Source organism: Paenibacillus assamensis DSM 18201, assembly GCF_000422445.1.
GTDB classification, from domain to species: Bacteria; Bacillota; Bacilli; order Paenibacillales; family Paenibacillaceae; genus Paenibacillus_B; species Paenibacillus_B assamensis.
Genome location: NZ_KE383838.1, coordinates 240,158 through 264,119 on the forward strand (window position 1 = coordinate 240,158; position 23,962 = coordinate 264,119).

Here is a 23,962-nt window from a genome sequence, read left to right on the forward strand (position 1 = left end):
TTAGAAAAAAAATAATACCAGATTCATCCTGAAACGATCTGGAGGAGGAACTATCATGAAAAAGTCGATTGCAATATTCGATACGACCTTACGTGACGGTACACAAGGAGAAGGCATTAGTCTATCAGCTGAAGACAAATTTAAGATCGCAAGGCGGCTTGATTCCCTTGGCGTTCATTATATTGAAGGCGGCATTCCGGGCTCCAACAGCAAAGATATCGAATTTTTCAGAAGAATCAAATCCTACGCTTGGAACGCACGCTTTGTCGCATTCGGAAGCACACGACGTAAAGATTCGATTGCCGATCAAGATGCCAATTTGAATCGTATTATCGAAGCCCAAGTTCCCGCAGCAACACTCGTCGGCAAAGCATGGGACTTCCACGTGCATACCGCACTACAAACCTCATTAGAGGAAAATTTAGCAATGATTGCCGAATCTATCGCATACTTGAAGCGGCATCAATTAGAAGTGATGCTTGATGCTGAGCATTTCTTCGATGGCTTTAAGCACAACAGTGAATATGCTTTGCAAGTGCTGCGTACAGCTGCCAATGCTGGCGCCGATTGGGTTGTGCTCTGCGATACGAATGGCGGTACACTTCCCCATGAAATCCAGCAAATTGTAAGCGCTGCTTTGCAAAGTACACAAGTGAAGATTGGCATACACACACATAATGATTGTGAATTAGCAGTCGCGAACAGCTTGGCGGCCGTGCAAGCAGGCGCCCTCCAAGTACAAGGTACAATGAATGGTTATGGAGAGCGCTGCGGAAATGCAAACTTATGTTCGATTATACCAAATCTTCAACTAAAACTCGACTATAGTTGCGTCGCAGACGATCAGCTTCAACAATTAACTTCTGTTGCACGTTACGTAAGCGAAATCGCGAACGTTCATATGCCGGTTAATCAGCCATACGTTGGAAATGCCTCCTTCGCCCACAAAGGCGGCATACATGTCTCCGCTATTTTAAAAGATTCGCGTACCTATGAGCATATCCAACCGGAACTAGTTGGCAATAAGCAGCGTGTACTGGTCTCTGAACTTGCAGGTCAAAGCAACGTATTGTCTAAAGCGCAGCAGCTCGGCTATGAATTGGACGCTGGCAAGCCTGCAACGAAAGCAATTATCGAACGCATTAAGCAATTGGAACACGAAGGCTATCAATTCGAAGGAGCCGATGCTTCATTAGAACTTATGCTGCGACAAGCGATTGGCGGTGAACAGGAACCGTTTCAGTTTGAATCCTTTAAAATATTAGTAGAGAAATCCAACAATCGCTCTGTTGTATCCGAAGCGATCGTGAAGATTAATATCGATAACGAGCCGATATATATGGCTGCTGAAGGCAATGGCCCCGTCAATGCACTGGACAATGCCCTTCGCAAAGCGCTATCCCGCCATTATCCTGGTATCGAAGATATGCATTTAACCGATTATAAGGTTCGCGTGCTGGATGAAAGCGACACAACCGCTGCCAAAGTCCGCGTACTTATCGAATCAACAGATTTCAAGCATACATGGAGTACCGTTGGCGTTTCACAAAATGTAATTGAAGCAAGCTGGGAAGCGCTTGTAGACAGCATTCGTTACGCCCTTTATGGCAAAGAAAAACAGCTTCAAACCAATGAACGAAAAGAAAGTCTCGGTATTGTTAATCATTAATCATTAATCCATTTATGCTGCTGTGGAAAATATACGACTACTTTTGACCTACAACAACATATATATGAAACGAGTAAATGCCCTGAACATCTAGTCTCTAAGAGGTTCAGGGCATTTTGCATATACGCTATTTCTCATCCAACAACTCTTGAATATCTGCTTCAATCTGACTAGCCGGTCGAAGTCCAATATAAAGTTTACGTATGGTGCCGCTTTTGTCTATGAGCAAATTCGTTGGAAATGCCATACCGTTATAGGCTGCAAATACGCTTCCATCTAAATCCATCAGTATGGGGTTAATTAACCCGTATTCATCGACGAATGCTTGAGCATCCTTCCTACTATCTGTAGATGTCACATTAACAGCATACATATCAAGTTCATTTTGGTATTTCGCATATATTTTTACGAGATCAGGCGCTTCCAACTTGCAAGGTCCGCACCATGATGCCCAAAAGTTAATCAACACTGGTCGTTCCCTTTCTCCACCTACTCGAAACGTTTGTGTGCCATCTATCGATTTCAATTCAAATGCTGGTGCCTGATAATTTACAAGCGGGGCCTCTTTTGCAATGCGCACTTTAGCAGATGTTTCTCGCTCTAAACTTGCCGTTTTCGTATTTAGCCAAATGCCTGTAACGCCTAAAAGAAGCACCAAAGCTAGTATGATTGTGCTTTTTTTCATCATCGCAATGCCCTTTCTAGAAACCGTATTCTTATTATTGTACCCTTATTTCTCCAAAAATACAAAAAATACGACCCTCTTCTCCCATCATACTACTTGCAAAATAACAACAAGAAGACCTCGCCAGAACTTGCTGGCGAGGCCTCACTCATCAGATCTTTTCGACACTGCCTTTTACACACTGCCTAGTGCGGTAACATAAGCAGTTTCTGCAACATCAATTTATTAGCAGCACGCTCCTTTGCATGGCTTCCATCCTTGCATCATAGGATTAATTCCATTCGATGTATGGAACAGCTAGTCTATCCTCATGACGCCCCTCCATTATGGAACTAGTTTCCACAGCGCCGGTACAGCAGTCGGCTCCCAGCCTACCAATGAAGTGTGTGGTTGACGACACTCGTAAGTTGCCCCATTATAGGAAACCAACTGACCTACTGTATAAGCGGTGCCGGCTGCCCAAGGCGCAGCTGCAGGAGGCTGAGCCGTTGTAGCAGAGACAGAATTGCTCGCTGGCGATTGGTTGTTCGCTGCATCCACAGCATATACGGTAAATGTATACGAAGTAGAAGCTGCCAATCCCGTAACCGTATAGCTGGTTGTACTGCCTGATACGGTAGCTACAAGATTGGTGCCATTATACACCTTGTACCCTGTAACCCCGACATTGTCTGAGGAAGCCGTCCACATCAATGGTACCGAATTGGATGTCGGCGAACCCATCACATGCAGATTGCTTGGCGCAGTAGGAGGAGCTACATCTACAACAGCTGGATTGGTTGTAACTGCGATAGATCCGCTGGGCACAGAAGAGTTGCCCGCTCCATCCACAGCAACGACCGAGAACGTGTAACTTGTATTTGCCGTCAAACCTGTAACCGTATAGCTCGTATTGGAACCAGAAATGCTAGTCACCAGCGAGCTTCCGTTATAAATTTTATATTGACTAACTCCAACATTGTCTGTAGCCGCATTCCATGACAGGGAAACCGTATTAGAAGTCTTGCCTGTCACAGCTAAAGAGGAAGGAGCCGTCGGTGGAGTTGTATCACTAGATCCTCCGCCGAAATTGGCGTCAATGACATTGTAGAATGCATTAGGTGTATCATGGACGGTCCATACCGCCAAAATAACATGATAGCCTGTCCGCTGTGGCACATTACAAGTATCCGAATAATTAAATGGCGGTCGTGCACCACCAGTATTAACAGAGCAGAAAGGTGTTAAGTCGAATTGGGCACGAGACAACGGTGCATTCGGATCCCAATTCGGCTTCGTAATAAAGTACTCCCATTTCGTGGTTGCATGTGCTGCTGTCAATTTCCAGTTAAACGTTACTGTACCACTCGACATATTTACCTTTGTCCAGCGCGTAGAAGATTGAGCATTCAACTGATCAAATCCACCAAGACCAGCACTTGCAAGTTTGCCATCCGCGGGACCAGCGTTCGGGAATCCTTTTAGTCCTTCCAAGCTTTGAGGCTCGTACACAATTGGGCCGCAGTTCGTATTTTGACCCGTTTTGCACAAATAGCCCCTACTAGCAGGTCCTTCGATATAACCGTGAGCGAAAGCTTTGTCTGACATAAGCAGTACCAAAATTACTGTGAGAATAGCGGTCGTCCCTACCAGTAGCCATTTGTAACTCATCATGTGCTGGTTGAACTTTTGATCCATCATCATCAACAGCCTCCTTTAATTTTTGGACTCGTCTTAGCCATGACTGAAAGCAAGTTAACGATCACCCCTCCTTTTAGAGAAATTTATATAAACGCAAATAAGCGTCTATATCGTCTGTTGTATATCGCTCACATATCGGAATATGGAATTAGAATTGTGGGAGATTAATGTCACTTTGGGAAGAAAAAATACTATGATTATAATTTTACAAAGCTGAGTAAAGCTATACGATGAAGGTAAAGCACCCTCTTCAAGTAAATATACGAGATGTCTGTGAGGATGAAGAAGAAAGATTATAAATGATAGGCAATTCGTGTAGGAGGACCAAATTGGTCGGTATGTGGAAGTGAGAAAAATCACTGGGTTATACTGGGTGTGATCACATACTAGCACACTTTCTATCAAAATGACAACGCTTTCTTTTCAGGGCATATATCATTTTTTAAGTTCTTTCATACAATGACATTGACTCACATATATCCGTTTCAACTCCCATCCTATACTACCAAATAAAAGGCGCTCCCAAGCCTTCCCTTGAGATGCGCCCTATGAATATATTTAATAGATCCGCTATAATTTAATCACTTGGAGAAGAAGATGAAGAAGGAGAACCGTATAAACGCAATGAATAACACATTTAACATTCAAGCAAATTCATTACCGATAGACACACTATCTATTTTGCCGTCCGTTTATTCAGGCATGCTAGAACATCTACGCACACACTATCCTAATGAAGGATGCGGCATATTACTCCGCGATAAACGTTCAAACGAACATCATTTTCATATTTTCGAACCTATTCCAAATACGGATCAGCATCCACAACAGCGTTTTTATTTGGAGCCTTCCGTATATATCCGCCTGTTATTCCGTTACCCGGAAGCAGCGTGGGATCGTATACTCGTACATTCTCATCCTCTTACATCAGCTGCAATCAGTCATGAGGACATATCGGGATGGGTGGAAACACAAGCCTTGTGGACAGGATGGCTAGTCGTTTCGTTCGAAGATGGATTGGATAAGCCATCATTTAGCTATTACACGAAGTTATAATGGAGCTGCTAGTACTGACTCAAATACATGTACATTTCCCTAAGTGTTGTCACTCTCCTTTTCTCGGCTTGGTCCATAAAATGCAGCCATAATTCAGCTGTAGCTCGCGCATCCCAGAGCGCATGATGGCGCCGCTCTATTGCAATGCCTACATGTTGGAGCAGCATATCTAGATCATTATTTCGAAGCTGCGGGTACAGCCAGCGCGCAATCATCATCGTATCCAACATCCGATGACGCCATGGACTTTTGAAATAACGCCATAAGGCTGTTCGTAAAAATGCCTTGTCATGCGCACTTGCGTGCGCAATGACAATACGTTCCTCCATGTAATCCATAAACTTTGTGAGTCCTTCTGACACGGGCATCTCTTGTGCAGCCTCTTCCGAAGTTATCTGCAGCAGTCGCTCGGTAGCAGTAGGAATGCGCATACCAGGGTTAACAAGTTGATAAAAGCTCGCATGTTCCCCTTCTTCCCATTGCTTTCCTTGCAGCCGCCACGCTCCAAAAGAAACAATCTCATCTGCATGAGGCTCAAAGCCCGTCATTTCCAGATCAATGACGACGACAGGAAGCTCCTTCAAAGGAATATCAAGTACATGTAAACGTTGAACACTTCCGCTTGATTCCAACTTTAATCGTTCTTTTTGGCGAGCTCGCTCGTAAGCCTTTTTAGCACCTTCCGTCTTCAAGTTTGATGCAGATAAACCCGTCATCCAAAACTCGGAAACTGAATTTCCAGAAGGTGCGTGCCTCGGTTCAACACCTGTGTTCTTAGGTTGTAACCGTTCTAGTCGCTTCCACCAACTTCGACGTATGTTCCCATCTCCCTCAGCCACGCTCGCACCTCCTATTCAATACTTTCGACCATTTTTCTATACTTTGCGAACTTCGACGAAGCGCTAACTTCTGCAATTCATGCAGTTGATCAGGATCAATCATTCCCGTTCCATTCCACATGCCGTCTAGCAGTTCTGCCCCGCACATCCATCTAACCGCCATAACATCATCCCAGTACGCATATAGCTTTCGGATAATTTGTCGTTCCTCGCCATCTGACCATGTTGATAAAATACCTTCCATACGCTCCTTCGTAGATAATGGATGAGCAATATCATCCACCATCCACGATGTCGTTCGAATGAGTTGCACAATAGGTACATAAATCCGATACTTCAGGTCGACTTGACCAGCATAAGGATGCGTTCGCTCTTTAATAAGTTGACCAAAAGCATTATGTGCTAGTTTACGATGCTGCTGATTGCGTACCATTGCTGTTTGAGAAGCTGAAGCGGATGTAGATGAAACTCTGAACTGCCTTATATGCTCTCTCCACTCCGCTTCCAAAGAAACGTCTCCATACACAGTTCTCATATCAAGCGCGATCGAGAAATATCGAATATGTTCCCAATCCGCTATACCTATCCATTGCTCTGCCCTCAATTGCCAATCCTCAAGGGAACCTCGCCACAATGCTTCACTTGCCAGCACTTTACCACTGCACGGCATAAATCCAATTGCACGAAGTGCGCTGACCATTTCGTTTCCCCATCTTAGGAAGTATTGCTCTACTATGAGACGCTCTGATCCTTCTTTCACAGTCTGCCAAATGAGTCCATGATCCTGATCACTCCAAGGAAGCATTTCCTTGCGTCCTCCACTTCCAAATAAGACGAAAGCATACGGAACTGGTGGTGGTCCATATCCTCTATCCTTGAGCTGTTGTTCTACATAAGAAACAACTTTTTCAAACAGTGCATCATAACAAGCAGTTACGATTCGGTATCGCACACTAATAGCTAGAGGAAACTCAAGCGGCTTACATGAAAAATTCGATGGCTGCAAGTTATGCTTATATTCTTCACTTTCCCTTGTCAAATTCGGCTCAACTTCACACACCAATTGCATTCGCAGCTGTCTCCAGCCTCTAATTTTTGCGTCTACGTCACATAAATCCTTGTACCTTTCGACTTCTTCCAAATGTCGCATCCACTGCTCCAAATAGGCTGTGAAACGGTTATTTCCTAGAGGATGATTCACGCAATCAGCTCACCCCTTCACGACGATCAACTCCTGAAGATAACTGCTCATGCTGATGTAATGCTTTCATTTGTTCAGGATAGCCGTACACACCATGTTCGCTCATATCTAACCCTACCAACTCTTCTTCTTCTGATACCCTAAGCCCGATCGTTATTTTCAATACAAAGAAAATGGCAAATGACAATATGGCAACAAATACAAACACACCCATAATTCCTACCGTTTGCACAACGAGCTGTTCCCAGCCACCACCGTAAAATAAACCCGCTTTACCAACTCCAACTTTCTCTACCAACGCAGGAGCAGCAAAGAATCCTGTCGATAATGCCCCCCATATACCAGCAACTCCATGTACAGAGAACGCATATACCGGATCATCAATCCCAAGACGTTCTATCCATTGAGCCGTGAAAAAGGTAATTACACCTGCTACCGCACCAATAACTAACGCTGCCCACGGCTCTACAAATGCACATGCCCCCGTAATAGCAACAAGTGCTGCTAGCACACCATTCAACATACTTGGTATATCAGCTTTCCCCCACACCAACCATGAGACGATCAATGCAGCAACTGCACCAGCCGCTGCTGCCAACTGAGTTGTCATCGCGATATATCCGAAGAATCCATCATTAACTGCGCCTAGCGTACTGCCTGGATTAAAACCAAACCAACCTACCCATAACAGCAATACACCGAGTACAGACAGCACTTGATTATGACCAGGGATAATCGTCGGCTTACCTTCAGCGTTAAATTTACCAAGACGAGGTTTAAGCATGACCGTTGCAATTAATGCTGCTGTCGCACCTTGCATATGAACGACTGCCGAACCTGCAAAATCCTGCATACCTAATGCATGCAACCAACCGCCGCCCCACACCCAATGAGCAGCTACGGGGTAAATAAAGATGGTAAATAGGAAGCCAAACCACACATATACACTTAATTTCGCTCGTTCTGCGAAGCCTCCACATGCAATAGCAAGTGAAATGGCCGCGAATGCCAGCTGGAATAAGAACTTAATCGTGATAGGAACTTGTGAGAAGTCTAGGGAGCTGAACAGCGCTGCGGCTGTCGATTCATTACCGTCGAAGAAGAAACCTGTTGTACCGAAGAAACCATTGGATTCACCGAAGCCAAATCCGAAGCCGAACATCCAAAACGCAATGGCACATATACCAAAGGTCAAAATCGTTTTCCCCGCAACATGCCCTGCATTTTTCATACGTGACGATCCCGCTTCCAATAAAGCGAAGCCTGCTTGCATCATAATGACTAGTACCGCAGCAATTAAGATCCATACCGCATCTAGTGCTTGATGTACTTGAGCCGTAGTTACCTCTTCAGCAGCATAAGCTATCGATGAGGTCCCCATAAATAAACCAAAGACGAACAATGTACTCATTAACAATTTGACCTGTGTAGACTTTAAATAGCTGTACATAGAACAACTCTCCCCTTTTATGTTATATTTTCTAACACAATAAATGATTAATGATGACATTATAAGCTTGCGAGGTAAGTTTTGACAATCATTTTATTTGAAAATAGATAAAAAGTAATCCCAATAACGCCTTTTATGTTATATTATATGACATACATAGTAAATCAAATGTTTGACTACACCATTTAAAATACAGTAAAATAAGAAGAAGAATTGAGGTGAGAACCGATGGGGATAATCAACTGTTGCGTATCGGAGAATTAGCTCGTTTAGCTTCGGTCAATCAGCGAACGATTGATTATTATACTTCACTTGGCCTCATCGAGCCTACGAAGCGAACCGATACGAATTATCGTCTCTACCATATGGAAACGATAGAACGGATTCAACGAATTATTCAGATGAAACAAGAGAAATACACCCTCGATGAAATCAAGGAGTATTTCGCACAACTTCAGCAGGTTTCGATTGATGAGCAGCTTGTCAAACGTTTAACTGATTTGCAAGTCCACTTGCAGCAGGTCGAGCGTGAAGCCAAAGAGCTTCAACCGATACTAGAGAAGCTGAAGCCAACTCAGGCAAAATCTTTGTTCCAGCGCATCGCTCCACAAAGCGCAGCCTGCATTGATGTGTTAATTGCCCTAGCGGACAAGCAGCACATGCTTTGAAACAACATATTTAGCCCAGGAGGTAATCATCATGTTCTTTCACCCGATGGATTTTCTAATCCTAATCGCCTTCGGCATTAGCATATGGGCACAATTTCGAGTCAAAGGTACATTCAACCAATTTGCTAATGTACAAGCATCCAGCGGATTGACCGGCTACGAAGCAGCAAGACGCTTGCTTGATGCACAAGGCTTGTACGACGTTCCTGTCGAACCAGTCAGAGGACATTTGTCCGATCATTATGATCCGATCCAGAAAGTGGTGCGCCTATCAGAGCCCGTTTACTACGAACGCTCTATCTCAGCTTTGTCTGTTGCCTGTCACGAAGTTGGACATGCTATCCAAGACCAAGAATCTTACGCTATGCTAAGATTACGTCATCGTATGTTCCCGCTTGTGAATTTTTCCTCAGGCCTTGCACCATTTTTGCTAATTGGCGGCTTTTTATTCCAAGCATCTGGACTCATTTTGCTCGGGATCATCTTCTTCACAGCTGCAGTCGCATTCCAACTCGTTACACTACCTGTAGAGTTCAATGCAAGCAGCCGCGCAAGAGACCTAATGATTTCAGAAGGATTCATTAGAAACGATGAAGAAAAAGGTGTAAGCAAAGTATTGAACGCAGCAGCGTTAACGTATGTAGCAGCAGCCTTGATTTCCTTGCTGGAATTGATTAAGTACATTATGATCTTCCGCAGCCAAGATTAACACAACCTCAGAGTTTCAATGACAGAAGCCCCGTACGCACAAGCGCACGGGGCTTATTAGACTTCATTTCTATGATCATTTAAGATTGCACATTAAAGTATTCAAGCAAAAAACGATGGAACGTCTGCGCAACCAACGGCAGCTTCTCATCTTTACGTCGAATTAATCCAATCGTTCTTGTTACTTGTGGTTTATTAACTTTCACACAGACCGGCTGCAGCTCTGACGTATGTCGCAATGCCATATCCGGCAACAAGCTAACACCCATCCCTGCCGCCACAAGCCCACGAATCGTATCTGTTTCTTCCCCTTCAAACCCGATTTTTGGCGTGAATCCCGCTTCAATACATGCATCCCACACAATAGGACGAAGCGAATAACCAGGGCTAAAGAGAACGAATGTATCATCCTTCAATTGTGCCAAATCAATCTCTTCCTCATTTGCCAGCGCATGATTTGGCGGCAGAATAGCTGACAACCTCTCTGTAAGAATGACTTCTCCCGTCACATGCTCTGACACTTCAGGAAACGGCGAGATAAACGCCAAGTCAACTTCCGCCCGCACTAAATCACGGATTAGTGAAGGATACATCCCTTGTTTAAAACGAAACTTTACATTGGGATGCGTTTTGCGGAAAGCAGCTACAACTGAAGGAATTAAATGCACACCTAAGCTGTGTGGGAATCCAATTCGAATTTCCCCTAATTCAGGATTAATAAATTCCTGAACTTCCTGCACAGATCGATCCAGTTCCTTCAAAATCGCTTCCGCACGCTTCATAAATAACTGCCCAACAGGAGTTAAATGAAGATTTCTTCCCTTCTGCAAAAAAAGCTTAACTCCAAGCTCTTCCTCTAGCTGGTGAATCTGCCTGCTCACCGCAGACTGAGCCACATGCAGCTCTTCTGCTGCTTGTGTGACATGTTCTTTTTGCGCTACTTTGACAAAGTAGTGCAACTGCCTAAGTTCCACAGTCCATCAACGCTCCGTTCTTCACATTTATCCTATCGTATACGCCGCAGCAGCCAAAACAGAACGAAGCCCGCAGCCAACCCACCAAAATGAGCGTATTGATTAATACTATCAATAAGGAAAGTCTGCAGTATACCAATAACTAAGATGACGCCAAGCGTTTTACGCGTAGCGAAATCCATAGCTTGTTTGTAGAACAAGCCAACAAATAAATAAGCTCCAAACAAACCATAAATCGCACCTGAAGCCCCCACGGACAACGTGCCCCACTCATTGCCCCAATTACTGACGACATTGCCAACAAATCCACTCGCAATATACAGTACTGCGTATGGAAGATGCCCCATCACACGCTCCAACGGAGGAGCGAACACAAACAGGGTAAACATGTTGAACAAAAGGTGTTCAAAGTTTGCATGGAGAAACATCGAAGCAAACATACGCCACGTCTCGTTTACAAACAAATCTACCTTAAGCATCGCCCCGAAACGAAGCATCGTTTCTAGATCATCCGTACCACCGTTCACGATGACCAAAATATACATAATAATATTCGCCGCAAGCAGCAAACTCGTCACTTTATAATACTTTACATAACTCCGCCAATCTTCATTTCGTTCAAAAATCATCATTACCCTTCCTTCCTTTACCTACCCTTACCTTTCTCAACCGAAGCTCGTTTTCATTTCATAGGAAGATTGGACACACCCCATCCTTTACGCTTATAATGAAATGGATTTACTATCCCGTTTCACCAATTTGAAGGAGGATCTACATATGACTACAGAACGCACAGGCGTTGCAACTCTAAAAGGAAATCCAATCACACTTATCGGACCAGAGCTCAAAGTAGGAGACCAAGCTCCTGACTTCAACCTTAACCGGTCATTGGTTGAATTCGCAAGCCTTAAGGACTTCGAAGGTAAAGTAAAGCTTATCAGCGTCGTTCCATCCATTGATACAGGCGTATGCGACACTCAAACTCGCCGCTTCAATGAAGCAGCAGCTGAGCTAGGCGACAATGTCGTTGTACTTACAATAAGCGCTGATCTTCCATTTGCACAAGCTCGCTGGTGTGGAGCTGCTGGTGTAGATAAAGTAGTCATGCTTTCCGACTATAAAGAACTTAGCTTTGGTAAAGCATATGGCGTTCTTATCAAAGAATTCCACCTAGATATGCGTTCCATTTTCGTTCTTGATGCATCCAATACGATTCAATATGTTGAATACTTGGCAGAAATGAGCGAGCATCCAAACTACGAGAAAGCATTAGAAGCGGTTCGCGGTATTCTCTAATCCGCATTTCTAAGCTGCTATGCGCAAAAAGCGAGGGAAGAATATACATTTATTCTTCTCTCGCTTTGTTCTATTTAGCCTCTTATTACATAAGAAGACAATTTCTTATCAAACACATCGAATAATTCCATTACAACCCGATAGTTCGACCCTAAGTCCCCCATGCCACCCCGAGAAGCAGAGTACACATCAACAGCAGTCTTGGATGGACCTACAGATATGAGGGAGACGGTAATATCCATAGCTCGTCCAGTCATTGTACGTTTCTCTAATGTAATTTCCCCTACTGAAGGCACCTCATGCAGCACTTTGTAGCCTTGCATTTTTTTCAAGGTAGAAGTAACCTCTGCCCATGTTTTCTCTTTTGAAAGTTGATAATAGTGCGTCTTTAACTTGGGATCTTTTGCTCGGTCACTGCTCGATTCGAAGCTTCGAAACAGACCAGCAAGTGTGCGCTTGAATGACAACAGCGTGTTCCTCCTTTACTCTACTACCCTTTGCTTATATACTCATCTCTAGTTTAGCATTGTTGTTCGCTAACTGGAAAGGCTAAATGTCGAAAAGTCTCGGAGTATTCACGGAATACACCATAAATAAGTGATCGATGGAACAAAAAAAGCCTTCAAGCGGATATCCATCCATCTTGAAGGCGTCTTTATTTCGGTTATACCCGCATATGCCGTTCGGCTTTAATGTTTCTGAACCTGCTCTGGCAGGTGGGTGTCCTCACAGACGAATTTGACTACTAACGCAACAGGAAAGCCTGTCAGCAACGTCTAGATATCGAACTCCCGTGAAACAAACATTGGTTCAAAACAACGAAAACCGTGACGTACATTGCAGGATATAAACTCATTATAGTGAATCCATCTGACAAAAGCAATTCATTCTCGGCAGAAGTAAACATTTTACACAATTTCAAAGATATAACCTAACGTTCTTCCATTCAAACTAACTTTCCGCTGCTTCGCGTGCCTCAACTGCTTGCTGAAGCTTCTGATAAGTGAGATAAAAGTTAAAGAACGATAAATAAGCAATCAACGAACCTGCTGCAAATATAATAATCACTGGGTATTTTAGTCCAATAAACAAGATGGCAACGCTCACAATTCCAGATACAACCACACGAATCGGACGGAAAATCGTCATAAATATGCTATTCTTAATTACTTGCAGCGTAGTCGCATGGTAATGAGCGATAATCGAGAAAAAGTTGAAAAGTGATACAAGCAATACAACCAACATAGCCAACACCACTATGCCAAGCACCTGCATCGATTGCATCTCTGTCATATAGATCGTATAACCGGCATACATAATGACAGATAAAAGGGTATAAAAAATACCTCCAAGCATCGCTTGTTTGTAGTTGGCCTTGTACGAACTAAAAAATGTCTTGATCAGTTTCGCATCTACATCTCCCATCACCCACTTGCGAGTAACCGAGAACATAGCTGCTGTCGCTGGAAATAGTGTAAATGGAGCTAATATCCCCATTAACCATTTCATCTGCAACACTTCATTCATAAAATTACTGTTGGCCATAACGAGCATCATGACAAAACAAAAGAAAAAAGGAGCCGAACACAATAACCACAAAATGTTCGTCACCGAGATTCGCATAATCCATTCACAGATGCGATACAACCCACCCATAATCCCTCTAGTTTCCAACCACAATTCCTCCTCCATGCTGCCTCTATAATGTAACTATAATACAAAGCCCAACCTTAGACCAGTGCCTAATTTCTCGCGAGTGGGTGAATATCCATGCCAAGTGCGATAGCCTGCATAGTATATACAGTGATTCAAAACAAGAGTCTTGGAGGAGGTAATACAATGGGTCAACTCGGATACGGCGGATATGGTTGCGGTGGCGGTTATGGTTTCGGTACTGGAATTGGTTGCATCTTGGTACTTTTCATCTTACTCGTAATCATCTCCCGCGCTATCTGCTTCTAAGGAGCAAGCGCCCTTCCAACAAGCAAGGAGAGGAATCCCCTCTCCTATGCTTGACTGGTTAATACATGCGCTTAATCCCGTTCGAGCATAATCTATTGCCGCAGCACATCGTGTTCACTTTATGACACACGTGTATTCCACAGAGTTTGAGCATAGGGCAAACGGCGATCTGCTGCGAGCAGCCTCAGGTCGCCCTTGTACTCTAACTTCAATCTTGAACATTTCCGAAAATCATCAGGGGCAATCCATTCCGCAGCTTGATCAAACAACCCAACCCCAGCATATGTAAATAGTTCTGCAACGAACTGCGAGCAAAAATAAGCTTGATTCCGTTCAATTCTTACTTTTAGCGCAATCCCAAACAATCCTAACAAGTTGTACTTGTAGCTATCCTTATGCTTATCTATATATTGTATTCGTCGTCGTATCATTGTGTACTGCTCTTCACTAACCTCGCAACTATACAATGCCCCCAGTGTAGGACGAAAAGGCGATCTAATAAGATCGCCTTCAAGGTTTTCCTTCACAAATCCTCCTGCTAGAGGATGCATATCTCTCGTGCGACCAAAGCTATATATTTCGTTAAGATCTTCATCTAATACAACAGAGCAATGATTCAAGGGCTTATCTGTATACCATTTAATACACTGAGACAGCCACGAACCCGTATCGGACAGCAATACATATATTTTTCTATTTTGATTGTTCATTGTCTTTTGTTCCATTGTCTTTCGTTCCACCCATCATTCGATTATGTCGTTACTTACATTTTAGTTACGAAGATGAATCTCTACTATGAACCAGAGACGTATATAGACCCCCGTCTTAGGTTGAGGTATATACTAGTCTTTATAATATTTTTACAGAAAAAGGGACTTCCCCTAAGCAGCTATTAACTGCTTAGTTGGAAGTCCCTTATTATTATTCCTATTCTTATTCGCTATCTGTTGAGCGATTACGGTTACCTTCGTACGGACGACGCGGACGACGATCTTGACGCTCACCGCCACGATCATTGTACTCACGACGTTGACCGCCGTTACCGCCATTGCTGCTACCACGGTACTCACCGCGCTCGCCGCCACGAGAATCACGGTTACCACGGTATCCACCGCCACCGCCTTCACGACGACGATCTCCACCACCAGTGCCACCTTCACGACGACGATCTCCACCGCCGCCTTCGCGGTTTCCATAAGAACGGCCACGACCGCCATATGGTGCGGATAATTTACGACCGCTTGTGCGCACATCTGGTTTGCGACGCTTCGCACGGATCGGATCTTCTGGAGTAAGTTGGATGTTAACATCTTTCTTTTCACCAGTCAGAAGCTTGAACGCTGCGGACAGAAGGTGAACAGAATCTGTTTGCTCCAACAATTGAATAGCAATCGCTTTGTACTCTTGAAGATCGCCAGCTTGCAATACATCAAGTAGACGCTCTGCTACTACACGCTGCTTGCCTTCAATTGCCTCAGCCAAGCTTGGTACTGGCTTACGTGCAATACGATGGCGTGTTACACGCTCAATAAAGTGCAAGTGATCAATCTCACGCGGAGTTACGAATGACCAAGCGCTTCCTTCTTTACCCGCACGTCCTGTACGACCGATACGGTGTACATAAGACTCAGGGTCTTGCGGAAGGTCAAAGTTAATTACATGTGTTACGCCAGAAACATCTAGTCCACGTGCAGCAACGTCTGTTGCCACAAGGACATCAATGCTGCCGTCACGGAATTTACGCATTACGTTATCGCGTTGGTTCTGGGACAAGTCACCATGTAGGCCATCAGCCGTGTAACCACGCTTTTGCAACGCTTCTGCCAACTCATCTACACGACGCTTTGTACGTCCGAATACGATTGCAAGGTCAGGAGATTCCATATCCAACAAGCGGCTAAGCGCATCAAACTTCGAACGCTCAGGAATTTCCATATAACATTGGTCAATAAGCGGAGCGCTTACTTGTTTAGGCATTACGGATACATGCTCTGGGTTCTTCAAGAACGTGTTAGCCAACTTTTGAATGTTTGGTGGCATTGTTGCGGAGAACAACATCGTTTGACGCTCTTCTGGAACTTGACTAAGAATGCTAGTAATGTCCTCCATGAAGCCCATGTCCAACATTTCATCCGCTTCATCCAATACAACTGTAGTTACATCAGTGAGACGAATTGTCTTACGATTAATGTGGTCAAGCAAACGACCTGGTGTACCGATAATAATATGTGGGCGTTTTTTCATTGCGCGGATCTGACGACCGATATCTTGGCCACCATAAATCGGCAAGGAACGAACTCCTTTGAAACGAGAAAGCTTTCCGATCTCTTCTGCTACTTGAATTGCAAGCTCACGTGTTGGTGTCATAACAAGCGCAACTACACGCTCGTCTTCAACGTCGATCTTAGAAATTAGCGGGATACCAAATGCGGCCGTCTTACCTGTACCTGTTTGAGCTTGTCCAATCATGTCGCTCCCGGTCATCGCTACAGGAATCGCTTTTTCTTGAATTGGTGTTGATTCTTCAAATCCTAACTCTGTAATTGCTTGAAGAACCTTAGGATCTAAACCAAATTCTGCAAATGTCTTCAAAATATTCATGCTCCTTCGTTGTGGACAATCCACAGCCTTATCTGTATTCTTAAGTAGCGTGACTAGGTGACGAATGGCACTTCAGGCCGACCGTCTCATCATATACAATGCGGTGAGGCTTACGCCCTCCAGCCGCGTATGGGTCTGAGGTTAAATCAATCTTTATGCGTACTCAAGAATATCCTATACATTATAGCATAAAGCTAACGATGAATACCAGTAATGTAGTCACGATTTATTATTTATGAGGTGAGCTCGTCTTGAAACGCATCATGGATTGCATCGTCATCATATTAGGTGCCGCATGCATAGCAGTCGGATTTAATCTATTCCTCATTCCCCATCAGCTGTTAAGCGGTGGTGTATCCGGTGTATCGATGATCACAAGCTACTTTACACAGTGGAATGTCAGCGTACTTTACTTCGCACTTAACTTACCACTCATCGTTTGGGGTTGGTTCATCATTGGTCGCCGATTTATTGGTTACAGTTTGTTAAGTGTCGTTGCTACAACATGGTTCATTAGTATCATACCCGAAATTTCGATATCACCCGAGCCATTGCTCTGTGCAGTATTTGGAGGCACATTTATAGGTATAGGGGCTGGAATATCGTTACGGGTAGGAGGCTCTTCAGGGGGCTTTGACATTGTAGGATCTATTATTAATCGTTATCGTGATGTACCTATTGGCATGATATCGGCAGCGATGAACGCAATTGTCATTATGACACACGGCTTATTGACGAACGATTGGGAACTTGTACTTTACTCTATGGTATCGATTTATTCGACCGGTAAAGTTATCGACACACTCTACATTAACCATTACAAAGTAACCGTATATATCATTACAAGCAAACAGGAGCAGCTGTTAGAAAAACTGCTGAACTTGCCTCATGGGATTACTGTTATCAAGACACGTGGCGCCTTCTCCAACATTGAACGCGACATGCTGATGACAGTTACTACCCGGTATGAACTGAATGAGCTAAAACGAGCAATAAAGGAAACGGACCCTAAAGCTTTTGTAAACATCGTAGAAACAGTTGGCATTATGGGGAACTTCCGTCGACCTAAAACATTATAAAACTAAAGGGACTTGCTTGTCATATGCTGGATGACAAAGCAGTCCCTTTTTCATTTCCGTGATTAACTACATCTTGTTGATTATTATGATCTGACATGGTAATATCTACATCAGCTTACTTTATTCCCCGAATTACCGCTCTATAGGTTTCCACTCAGTTCTGCTATCTGTATTTTCATTCTAAAGTAGTATCAATCATTGATGTTCAACTTTCATTTACTTAAGGAGGAAGATAAACATGGATAACACAACAATAAAAGATTATCTTGATAGTGATCAAGAGGTTTGGGATCAAGAGTACAAGAACAAGACATGGGATTATTTAGCTGATATCACCGAATTTTCAAGATATTCGATTGTTTATGGATACATAAGAAGGTATTTAGGTACTAATGGAATATTGGATATGGGCTGTGGCACAGGGATTTTATATGACACACTGCTCGATAACGAGAAAGAAGGCTTTACAGGTGTTGATTTGTCCACAGAAGCCATTAAGTTAGCATCACAAAAAGCTCCCGCGAATACATTTCAAGTCGGAAATATTATGGACTATACACCTCAGAAACAATATGACATCATCGTATTCAATGAATCCTTGCACTACGTGACGAACACACCAAAAGTTCTATTAAGCTATTCCAATCACCTAACTTCAAACGGCGTCATCATTTCTTCCTTGTATTCTCATAAAAACATCAATGACCCAGCATATACGATTATAGAGAATAAAATTGCTGAGATGGAAAATTCCCCTGACTTCGAGGTACTTGATAAGGTCAGCTTGTTCAATCATCAGGCAGGACTGAAATGGTATATTCATCTTATGAAAAGAAAAGATGTAAATAGCTAATTTAATAGAAGACAAAAACAAACCCGTCAGCCTATACTGACGGGTTGTTGTTTATACACCAACGATTACTATTATTGAGATAGACGACAAGACAAATCATACAGTTCTTGGTTGAATTCTTTCTTCGTATTAACGACAAGATCGATATCCGTCGCTACACACTCACCATTTATAATGCCGCAGCCTTTACCGGAATCGCCTTCCATAAGTTTGCGTACAGCGAAATCACCAAGACGGCTCGCAAGAATACGGTCATTTGCAGTTGGCGTTCCACCACGTTGAATATGCCCAAGAACCGTTACGCGTGGTTCAATAGAAGGACAGCGTTCTACGATGCCAGTAACGATATCGTCTCCTTTTCCTACCCCTTCAGCGACAAGGACGATACTATGACGCTTACCATTTTCAAAGTTTTGTCTCATGCGCTCTGCCACTTCATCCAAGTTGAATGGCACTTCTGGAAGCAAGATGGATTCCGCACCACTTGCAACACCCGCATACAAAGCGATGTCGCCACAATGACGGCCCATCACTTCTACTACGGAAGAACGCTCGTGAGAGCTCATTGTATCACGAAGTTTGTTGACCGCGTCAACAACGATGCTTACAGCTGTATCAAATCCAATCGTATAGTCTGTAAACGCAATATCATTGTCAATTGTTCCCGGTAGACCCATTGTCTTAATACCAAGCTTGCTCAATTTATTAGCCCCTTGGTATGAACCGTCACCACCGATAACGATCAGGCCATCGATACCGAATTCACGCAAAATCTCTGCGCCCTTCTCTTGACCTTCAGCTGTTCTGAACTCTTGACAGCGAGCAGATTGAAGAATCGTACCACCGCGTTGGATAATGTCACCTACGCTGCGGATATCCATTTTGCGCAAATCTTTATTAAGCAATCCCTGATAACCACGTTGAATTCCGTATACCTCTATTCCATGATAAATGGCAGTGCGAACAACAGCACGTACAGCCGCATTCATCCCTTGAGAATCTCCACCACTTGTTAACACAGCAATTCTTTTTACAGCAGACATCATTGTCTCCTCCTCTTATCCTCATTACATATGTTTACGAATCCAGCGGCTATTTATCCAGAAAAATAATCTCATCATTGGACTACCCTTCATTAACCTTTTGGAAACATCTAAAACTTCTCTCTGTTCTGCTACTTTAGGGTCTGACAAATACAATGCCAGCAATCCCTCCACAATCATCCGATGAAAACGATTGTCCGGCAGATGGCTCACTCGCTCACAAGATCGTTCTGCAAAATACCCAATGCGCTGGAACATCATTTCGTCATTTTCGTAGTAATGGCAGAAATTCAAATCCCCACCGATTCGATCTTCTTCTTGATCAATAAAATAATCCAACAATATATGAAGACCGCATACATACGGAAAATAAGCAGCGCTAACTTGTTCAGCTTCTTGAGGTGTACAATCCTCGGACGATGCCAATACAAACAATTGGAACATACCTAGTGTGGACCCTGTAGCTGCTGCAAACTCATTCCACGAAAGGTCAGCATATCGAGATTGATGCAACTGCCACCATTCCAGCAGTGCAGTTTCACGCTTTGACCATTCAATATGCTTATAAATTTGCAGTTCTGTGTACAGTTTCACAAGCGGCACTAACTCTGATCTAACTTGACTGTATCCAGGAAGCTTATCAATGCATGATCGGCAACGATTAACAAGTGATACTAAATAACCACCATCATCGTTGTCTTCCCGCTCTGCATAATAATCTGTCATAGCTCGTTCTGGCTGCACTGCGTCCAACATGGACTCATGCAACAGCCGAAAATCTTCCGGATTAAGGGAAGTACTGCGATCGCACAAATTATCTAAGTAGTCACTAATCGTTTGAAAAGCAACAATTAGAGGAATTAGTACATCTCGGTTATCTGGATACACCGCTGCATACACAGCGCCCCCTTGACAATGAAACTGTTTCGTCCGCAAGCTATCGAGCGCTTGCTTACGTAACTCTTGACTAGGAATTTGCTCAGCTTGGCTTGTCCAATAAGTTAGCTCAGAACGCACCTCCGGCAATATGTATTTGTATACACGGTACATTAATTGCACAGACCCTTTTGGGGCTCCTGTTCTAAGCCTTTTACTATCCAAAACAAGCCTCCGATCTCACCTTGAAAGAGTTTTATTCTCATTTTAACCGATACTATTATATTACGAAGTGATTGAATGCACAAACAATATCAGCTACTGGTGTAATTTGGCATCTACATCCTGCTGTGTCCGGTACCAAATATGAAGGTCATTGATCGCACTAGCAAGTTCAGCTATCTCACTATTTAGTCTGCACGACTCTTCAAAACAATTTTCCTCGTAAAGCGCTTGCTGCTTTATAATAATGACTCGTTCGAGCTCAAAAATACGATCAGGTATACGACCACGAATGACTTCCCAGTCCATGAGCAGTGAATTCTGCTCCTGAATACTTAACTGCTCCCATTCGCACAGCAGTACAGGCGTATGAATTTGTAAACGTTCATTCCAATCGAATCGATATCGTTTCATACGCACGTCCTTCTCCGCTCATCTTTGTCCTAATTCGACACTTGTCTACATCGTTCTATCTTCTCTATGGTAATGTATCATTTATCACAAGCGGCTGTAAATGCATTCACATCTATTGCTGACACTGCCTGTCGGCTTCTTCGCAACCATGATATACTAACTAAATTAGACAGAGAATGATTACCATATTGGATTATTGTTAATATGGAGGGAGCCTACACATCATGAATTCTGCTTCATCATCTTGGGAAATAAATAAGCTGCGTACATATACGTTTGCAGTGTTTATGATTTCTGCCGTTATTATTTCATACTTACCTTTATATTTAAAGTCGCTTGGATATAACGGTGTGCAGATCGGATTGCTCTATTCGATAGGTCCGCTCATATCCATTTGTTCCAACTTTATTTGGGGTGTAGCAAGCGATAAGTCTCAGACGATTAAAAAAATCATACTCATTCTGCTCGCTGTTCAAACCATCATGATCGCAGTTCTAAGCTTTGCTTCGTCATACACGACGGTTATGATGCTGCTTGTCGTTTTCTATTTCTTCTACTACCCGGTCTTTCCACTGACCGATACGCTGACGATCGTAACTACGCAATCCCATAACCGCAGCTTCATTGGTGTACGAGTGTTTGGGTCCATTGGTTTTGCTTTCTCTGCGCTCGCCTTCGGTTACTTGCTAAAATCGATCGGTGCTTCGTATACACTAGTTGTAATCGGAGCATTAAGTGTACTCTCCTTTATGCTTTTGTTAATTGTAACAGATAAGAAAGCTTCCATAAAAAAGATGGAGTTCGGTGGTTTATGGGAGGTCATTAAGCAGCCAAATGTGTATCTGTTCCTTATTTGTGTGCTGCTTCTGGCGATTGGACATCGGCTCAATGATGCATTCCTGGGCCTGTCTCTCATTTCGCTTGGTGCCGATGAATCGATTGTAGGATGGGCTTGGATGATATCTGCTGTTAGTGAAATTCCTGTCTTCTTCCTATTAAATGCTTATGGAGAACGTGTTAAGGAGTTGCCTCTGTTAGCGATCTCCTGTGTGATGTACATGCTGCGCTTCCTTATTGCCGGCTATGTTCAAGATCCAATCTGGCTTATTAGTACGCAGGTGATGCACAGTGTTACATTCGGCATTTTTTATTTCGTGGCCATTCGATACTTAAATAAAGTGATTCCAGAGCAGTTCCGCTCAACAGGCATGGCAGTTTATACGATTGTATGGTCAAGTATTTCTGGGCTTCTAAGTGGTACCATTGGAGGTACACTTTTAGAAGTATACGGAAAAGATATCGTCTTCTTCTCTGCAGCTGGCTTCGCTATTGTTGCTGCTCTAGGCTTTGCAATGCTTCATCTATATGTGAAGCGCAATGAAAAATCAATAACTGCATTGCATTTTTAACCGTTCATCTTATAATAGTAGTAGCTATTAGTATGAGGTACTAATTATGGGTGGGCCACTACCTTAATAGAGGGTGAACCAAATTGAACACATATGAGATTGTAAAAGATACGATTCATGGAAGACGCAGCGTTCGTCATTATGATGAGCGGCCTGTAACGACGGAGGATATTCAAGAGCTAATCGACTGTGCACGATATGCACCTAGTGATACGAACTCGCAGACTTGGGAATTTATTGCGATATTAAACGCGGATCTAATCCGTACCATTGAGGAATTAACTTGGGAGAAACTTCATGAAAGAGCTGCTCTAGCTGAAGCACAGGGACTTACAAGAGAAGCACGTATGTTGTTAAAGTCATTTGGTCCCTATGCCACTGCTTTCTCTGGAGCTCCTGCGCTATTAATATGTCTGGCGACTCCATACCAGTCTAAGTTTCGCGAAAAAATCTTCGATCCTATACAGCTTGCTCCAGAGTCTGTATGGCAAGAAGAAGGAATTAAAAGCAGTTGCTTAGCCGTACAAAATGTAATGCTCGCTGCTCACGCTAGAGGCTTAGCTACTTGCCCGATGACTGGCCCTGTTTTGCTGGCAGAAGAAGCGATTAAGGAGCTGCTTCATATCGAATCCGACCGGACGATTAATATGGTCCTTGCCCTCGGCTATGCCAAAGAGCAGGTAAAAAAGCTTGCACGTAAAGAAGTTAGCGAAATTTTACGCATCATCAATTAGTGGCACTGTTTCCATAGCAAGAACGAAAAAGGAGCCCGCTCATTCTAGATAGAACGAGCGGGCTCCTTTCACAATGCTATGGCATTTTTATAAGGATTCCATAAGGAATTCGATTATAATTTAATGACATTAGCAGCTTGTGGTCCGCGATTTCCTTCGGAAATCTCGAATTCCACTGCTTGGCCTTCTTCAAGTGTCTTGAATCCATCCGTTTCGATTGCGGAGTAGTGTACGAACACGTCTTCTCCACCGTCAACAGAAATGAATCCGTAGCCTTTTTCTGCGTTAAACCATTTTACGGTACCTTTCAAAATAAAAACCTCCTCACATCTTCGCCTCAAAGGCGAATATTTACATTATAGTCGGCGTTTTTTGAAAAAGCAACTTTTTTTCAGCTCTTCTGCAATTACCTCTTGATTATATGTCAAGTTTCATGTATGAGGGATAAGCTTTATTTGCTTTGTTTCGACCCCTGCGTTAATATGAACGTAAAGATTGTTATTGCTTGATACATCAAGGAATAACATAGATTTGAAACTAGAT

At 43.3% G+C, this 23,962-nt stretch carries 25 protein-coding genes and 1 other RNA gene; 10 read left to right on the top strand and 16 right to left on the bottom strand.

The annotated features are described in order from the left end of the window. Positions 1-55: 55 nt before the first annotated feature. Positions 56-1,669 (top strand): citramalate synthase, encoded by a 1,614-nt coding sequence (gene cimA / locus H580_RS0119535; protein ID WP_028596279.1) that lies wholly within the window; start codon positions 56-58, stop codon positions 1,667-1,669. A gap of 127 nt (positions 1,670-1,796) precedes the next feature. Here the strand turns inward: cimA and H580_RS0119540 are convergent, their stop codons facing one another. After that, positions 1,797-2,357 (bottom strand): TlpA family protein disulfide reductase, encoded by a 561-nt coding sequence (locus H580_RS0119540; protein ID WP_245583604.1) that lies wholly within the window; start codon positions 2,355-2,357, stop codon positions 1,797-1,799. Between the two features lie 321 nt (positions 2,358-2,678). Next, positions 2,679-4,034 carry a lytic polysaccharide monooxygenase gene (locus H580_RS0119545; protein ID WP_028596281.1) on the bottom strand — a complete coding sequence of 452 codons (1,356 nt, stop codon included), beginning with the start codon at positions 4,032-4,034 and terminating at the stop codon, positions 2,679-2,681. Between the two features lie 624 nt (positions 4,035-4,658). On the opposite strand from H580_RS0119545, the gene H580_RS0119550 reads away from it, so the two are divergent. Then, the gene (locus H580_RS0119550) at positions 4,659-5,090 is read left to right on the top strand and encodes a M67 family metallopeptidase (RefSeq protein ID WP_169449384.1); all 432 of its coding nucleotides are present in this window, start codon (positions 4,659-4,661) and stop codon (positions 5,088-5,090) included. Between the two features lie 8 nt (positions 5,091-5,098). Here the strand turns inward: H580_RS0119550 and H580_RS24880 are convergent, their stop codons facing one another. The 3 genes from H580_RS24880 to H580_RS24890 are packed head-to-tail and all read right to left on the bottom strand — an operon-like array spanning position 5,099 to position 8,541. Further along, on the bottom strand, positions 5,099-5,929 hold the full coding sequence (locus H580_RS24880; RefSeq protein ID WP_051217585.1) for an exonuclease domain-containing protein: 831 nt from the start codon (positions 5,927-5,929) through the stop codon (positions 5,099-5,101). Then, positions 5,922-7,130, bottom strand: coding sequence for a DUF294 nucleotidyltransferase-like domain-containing protein (locus tag H580_RS25620; RefSeq protein WP_051217586.1), 1,209 nt, complete (start codon positions 7,128-7,130; stop codon positions 5,922-5,924). Before H580_RS25620 ends, H580_RS24880 begins: the two co-directional genes overlap by 8 nt. 4 nt (positions 7,131-7,134) lie before the next feature. Next, positions 7,135-8,541, bottom strand: coding sequence for an ammonium transporter (locus H580_RS24890; protein WP_425414140.1), 1,407 nt, complete (start codon positions 8,539-8,541; stop codon positions 7,135-7,137). Positions 8,542-8,798: 257 nt separating this feature from the next. Between H580_RS24890 and H580_RS0119570 the strand changes: the two genes are divergently transcribed. After that, complete coding sequence (locus H580_RS0119570) at positions 8,799-9,248, top strand: MerR family transcriptional regulator (protein ID WP_028596283.1); 450 nt, start codon at positions 8,799-8,801, stop codon at positions 9,246-9,248. Positions 9,249-9,279: 31 nt separating this feature from the next. Beyond that, positions 9,280-9,957 carry a zinc metallopeptidase gene (locus H580_RS0119575; RefSeq protein WP_028596284.1) on the top strand — a complete coding sequence of 226 codons (678 nt, stop codon included), beginning with the start codon at positions 9,280-9,282 and terminating at the stop codon, positions 9,955-9,957. Between the two features lie 79 nt (positions 9,958-10,036). Here the strand turns inward: H580_RS0119575 and gltC are convergent, their stop codons facing one another. After that, positions 10,037-10,930: a glutamate biosynthesis transcriptional regulator GltC gene (gltC, locus tag H580_RS0119580; RefSeq protein WP_028596285.1), complete on the bottom strand. Its 894-nt coding sequence runs from the start codon at positions 10,928-10,930 to the stop codon at positions 10,037-10,039. A 32-nt stretch (positions 10,931-10,962) separates the two neighbouring features. After that, the gene (locus H580_RS0119585; RefSeq protein WP_342663199.1) at positions 10,963-11,562 is read right to left on the bottom strand and encodes a rhomboid family intramembrane serine protease; all 600 of its coding nucleotides are present in this window, start codon (positions 11,560-11,562) and stop codon (positions 10,963-10,965) included. Positions 11,563-11,707: 145 nt separating this feature from the next. Between H580_RS0119585 and tpx the strand changes: the two genes are divergently transcribed. Then, the gene (tpx, locus tag H580_RS0119590) at positions 11,708-12,226 is read left to right on the top strand and encodes a thiol peroxidase (protein ID WP_028596287.1); all 519 of its coding nucleotides are present in this window, start codon (positions 11,708-11,710) and stop codon (positions 12,224-12,226) included. Between the two features lie 74 nt (positions 12,227-12,300). Here the strand turns inward: tpx and H580_RS0119595 are convergent, their stop codons facing one another. From H580_RS0119595 to H580_RS24895, 3 genes are all read right to left on the bottom strand, one after another. Continuing rightward, the gene (locus H580_RS0119595) at positions 12,301-12,693 is read right to left on the bottom strand and encodes a DUF1499 domain-containing protein (protein WP_028596288.1); all 393 of its coding nucleotides are present in this window, start codon (positions 12,691-12,693) and stop codon (positions 12,301-12,303) included. Positions 12,694-12,889: 196 nt separating this feature from the next. Continuing rightward, a non-coding RNA gene (gene ssrS, locus H580_RS26000) (6S RNA) lies at positions 12,890-13,075 on the bottom strand. A 102-nt stretch (positions 13,076-13,177) separates the two neighbouring features. Beyond that, positions 13,178-13,900, bottom strand: a complete 723-nt coding sequence (locus H580_RS24895; protein ID WP_036605525.1) for a YesL family protein — start codon at positions 13,898-13,900, stop codon at positions 13,178-13,180. Positions 13,901-14,065: 165 nt separating this feature from the next. Here H580_RS24895 and H580_RS26005 point away from each other — a divergent pair, with 165 nt between their 5' ends. Beyond that, positions 14,066-14,188, top strand: coding sequence for a sporulation protein YjcZ (locus H580_RS26005; protein WP_084509391.1), 123 nt, complete (start codon positions 14,066-14,068; stop codon positions 14,186-14,188). A gap of 119 nt (positions 14,189-14,307) precedes the next feature. Here H580_RS26005 and H580_RS0119610 read toward each other — a convergent pair whose 3' ends face one another. Next, positions 14,308-14,913 (bottom strand): C40 family peptidase, encoded by a 606-nt coding sequence (locus H580_RS0119610; RefSeq protein WP_211224425.1) that lies wholly within the window; start codon positions 14,911-14,913, stop codon positions 14,308-14,310. Between the two features lie 208 nt (positions 14,914-15,121). Beyond that, on the bottom strand, positions 15,122-16,780 hold the full coding sequence (cshA, locus tag H580_RS0119615; protein WP_028596290.1) for a degradosome RNA helicase CshA: 1,659 nt from the start codon (positions 16,778-16,780) through the stop codon (positions 15,122-15,124). 260 nt (positions 16,781-17,040) lie between these two features. Between cshA and H580_RS0119620 the strand changes: the two genes are divergently transcribed. Together H580_RS0119620 and H580_RS0119625 are read left to right on the top strand one after the other, a co-directional pair. Further along, a complete protein-coding gene (locus H580_RS0119620) occupies positions 17,041-17,868 on the top strand; it encodes a YitT family protein (protein WP_028596291.1) in 828 nt (275 codons plus the stop codon). Between the two features lie 238 nt (positions 17,869-18,106). Continuing rightward, the gene (locus tag H580_RS0119625) at positions 18,107-18,721 is read left to right on the top strand and encodes a class I SAM-dependent methyltransferase (RefSeq protein WP_028596292.1); all 615 of its coding nucleotides are present in this window, start codon (positions 18,107-18,109) and stop codon (positions 18,719-18,721) included. Between the two features lie 71 nt (positions 18,722-18,792). On the opposite strand, the gene pfkA is transcribed toward H580_RS0119625, so the two are convergent. From pfkA to H580_RS0119640, 3 genes are all read right to left on the bottom strand, one after another. Then, positions 18,793-19,764, bottom strand: a complete 972-nt coding sequence (gene pfkA, locus H580_RS0119630; protein WP_028596293.1) for a 6-phosphofructokinase — start codon at positions 19,762-19,764, stop codon at positions 18,793-18,795. Between the two features lie 24 nt (positions 19,765-19,788). Then, entirely contained in the window at positions 19,789-20,814 is a 1,026-nt protein-coding gene (locus H580_RS0119635) for a tetraprenyl-beta-curcumene synthase family protein (RefSeq protein ID WP_211224427.1), read from the bottom strand. 144 nt (positions 20,815-20,958) lie between these two features. Next, positions 20,959-21,276, bottom strand: a complete 318-nt coding sequence (locus H580_RS0119640) for a hypothetical protein (protein ID WP_028596295.1) — start codon at positions 21,274-21,276, stop codon at positions 20,959-20,961. Between the two features lie 224 nt (positions 21,277-21,500). On the opposite strand from H580_RS0119640, the gene H580_RS24905 reads away from it, so the two are divergent. Both H580_RS24905 and H580_RS0119650 read left to right on the top strand, forming a co-directional pair. Then, a complete protein-coding gene (locus H580_RS24905) occupies positions 21,501-22,685 on the top strand; it encodes an MFS transporter (protein ID WP_157283031.1) in 1,185 nt (394 codons plus the stop codon). 83 nt (positions 22,686-22,768) lie between these two features. Then, positions 22,769-23,419 carry a nitroreductase family protein gene (locus H580_RS0119650; RefSeq protein ID WP_028596296.1) on the top strand — a complete coding sequence of 217 codons (651 nt, stop codon included), beginning with the start codon at positions 22,769-22,771 and terminating at the stop codon, positions 23,417-23,419. Between the two features lie 113 nt (positions 23,420-23,532). Here the strand turns inward: H580_RS0119650 and H580_RS0119655 are convergent, their stop codons facing one another. Further along, positions 23,533-23,733, bottom strand: coding sequence for a cold-shock protein (locus tag H580_RS0119655; protein ID WP_211224428.1), 201 nt, complete (start codon positions 23,731-23,733; stop codon positions 23,533-23,535). Positions 23,734-23,962 lie beyond the last annotated feature (229 nt).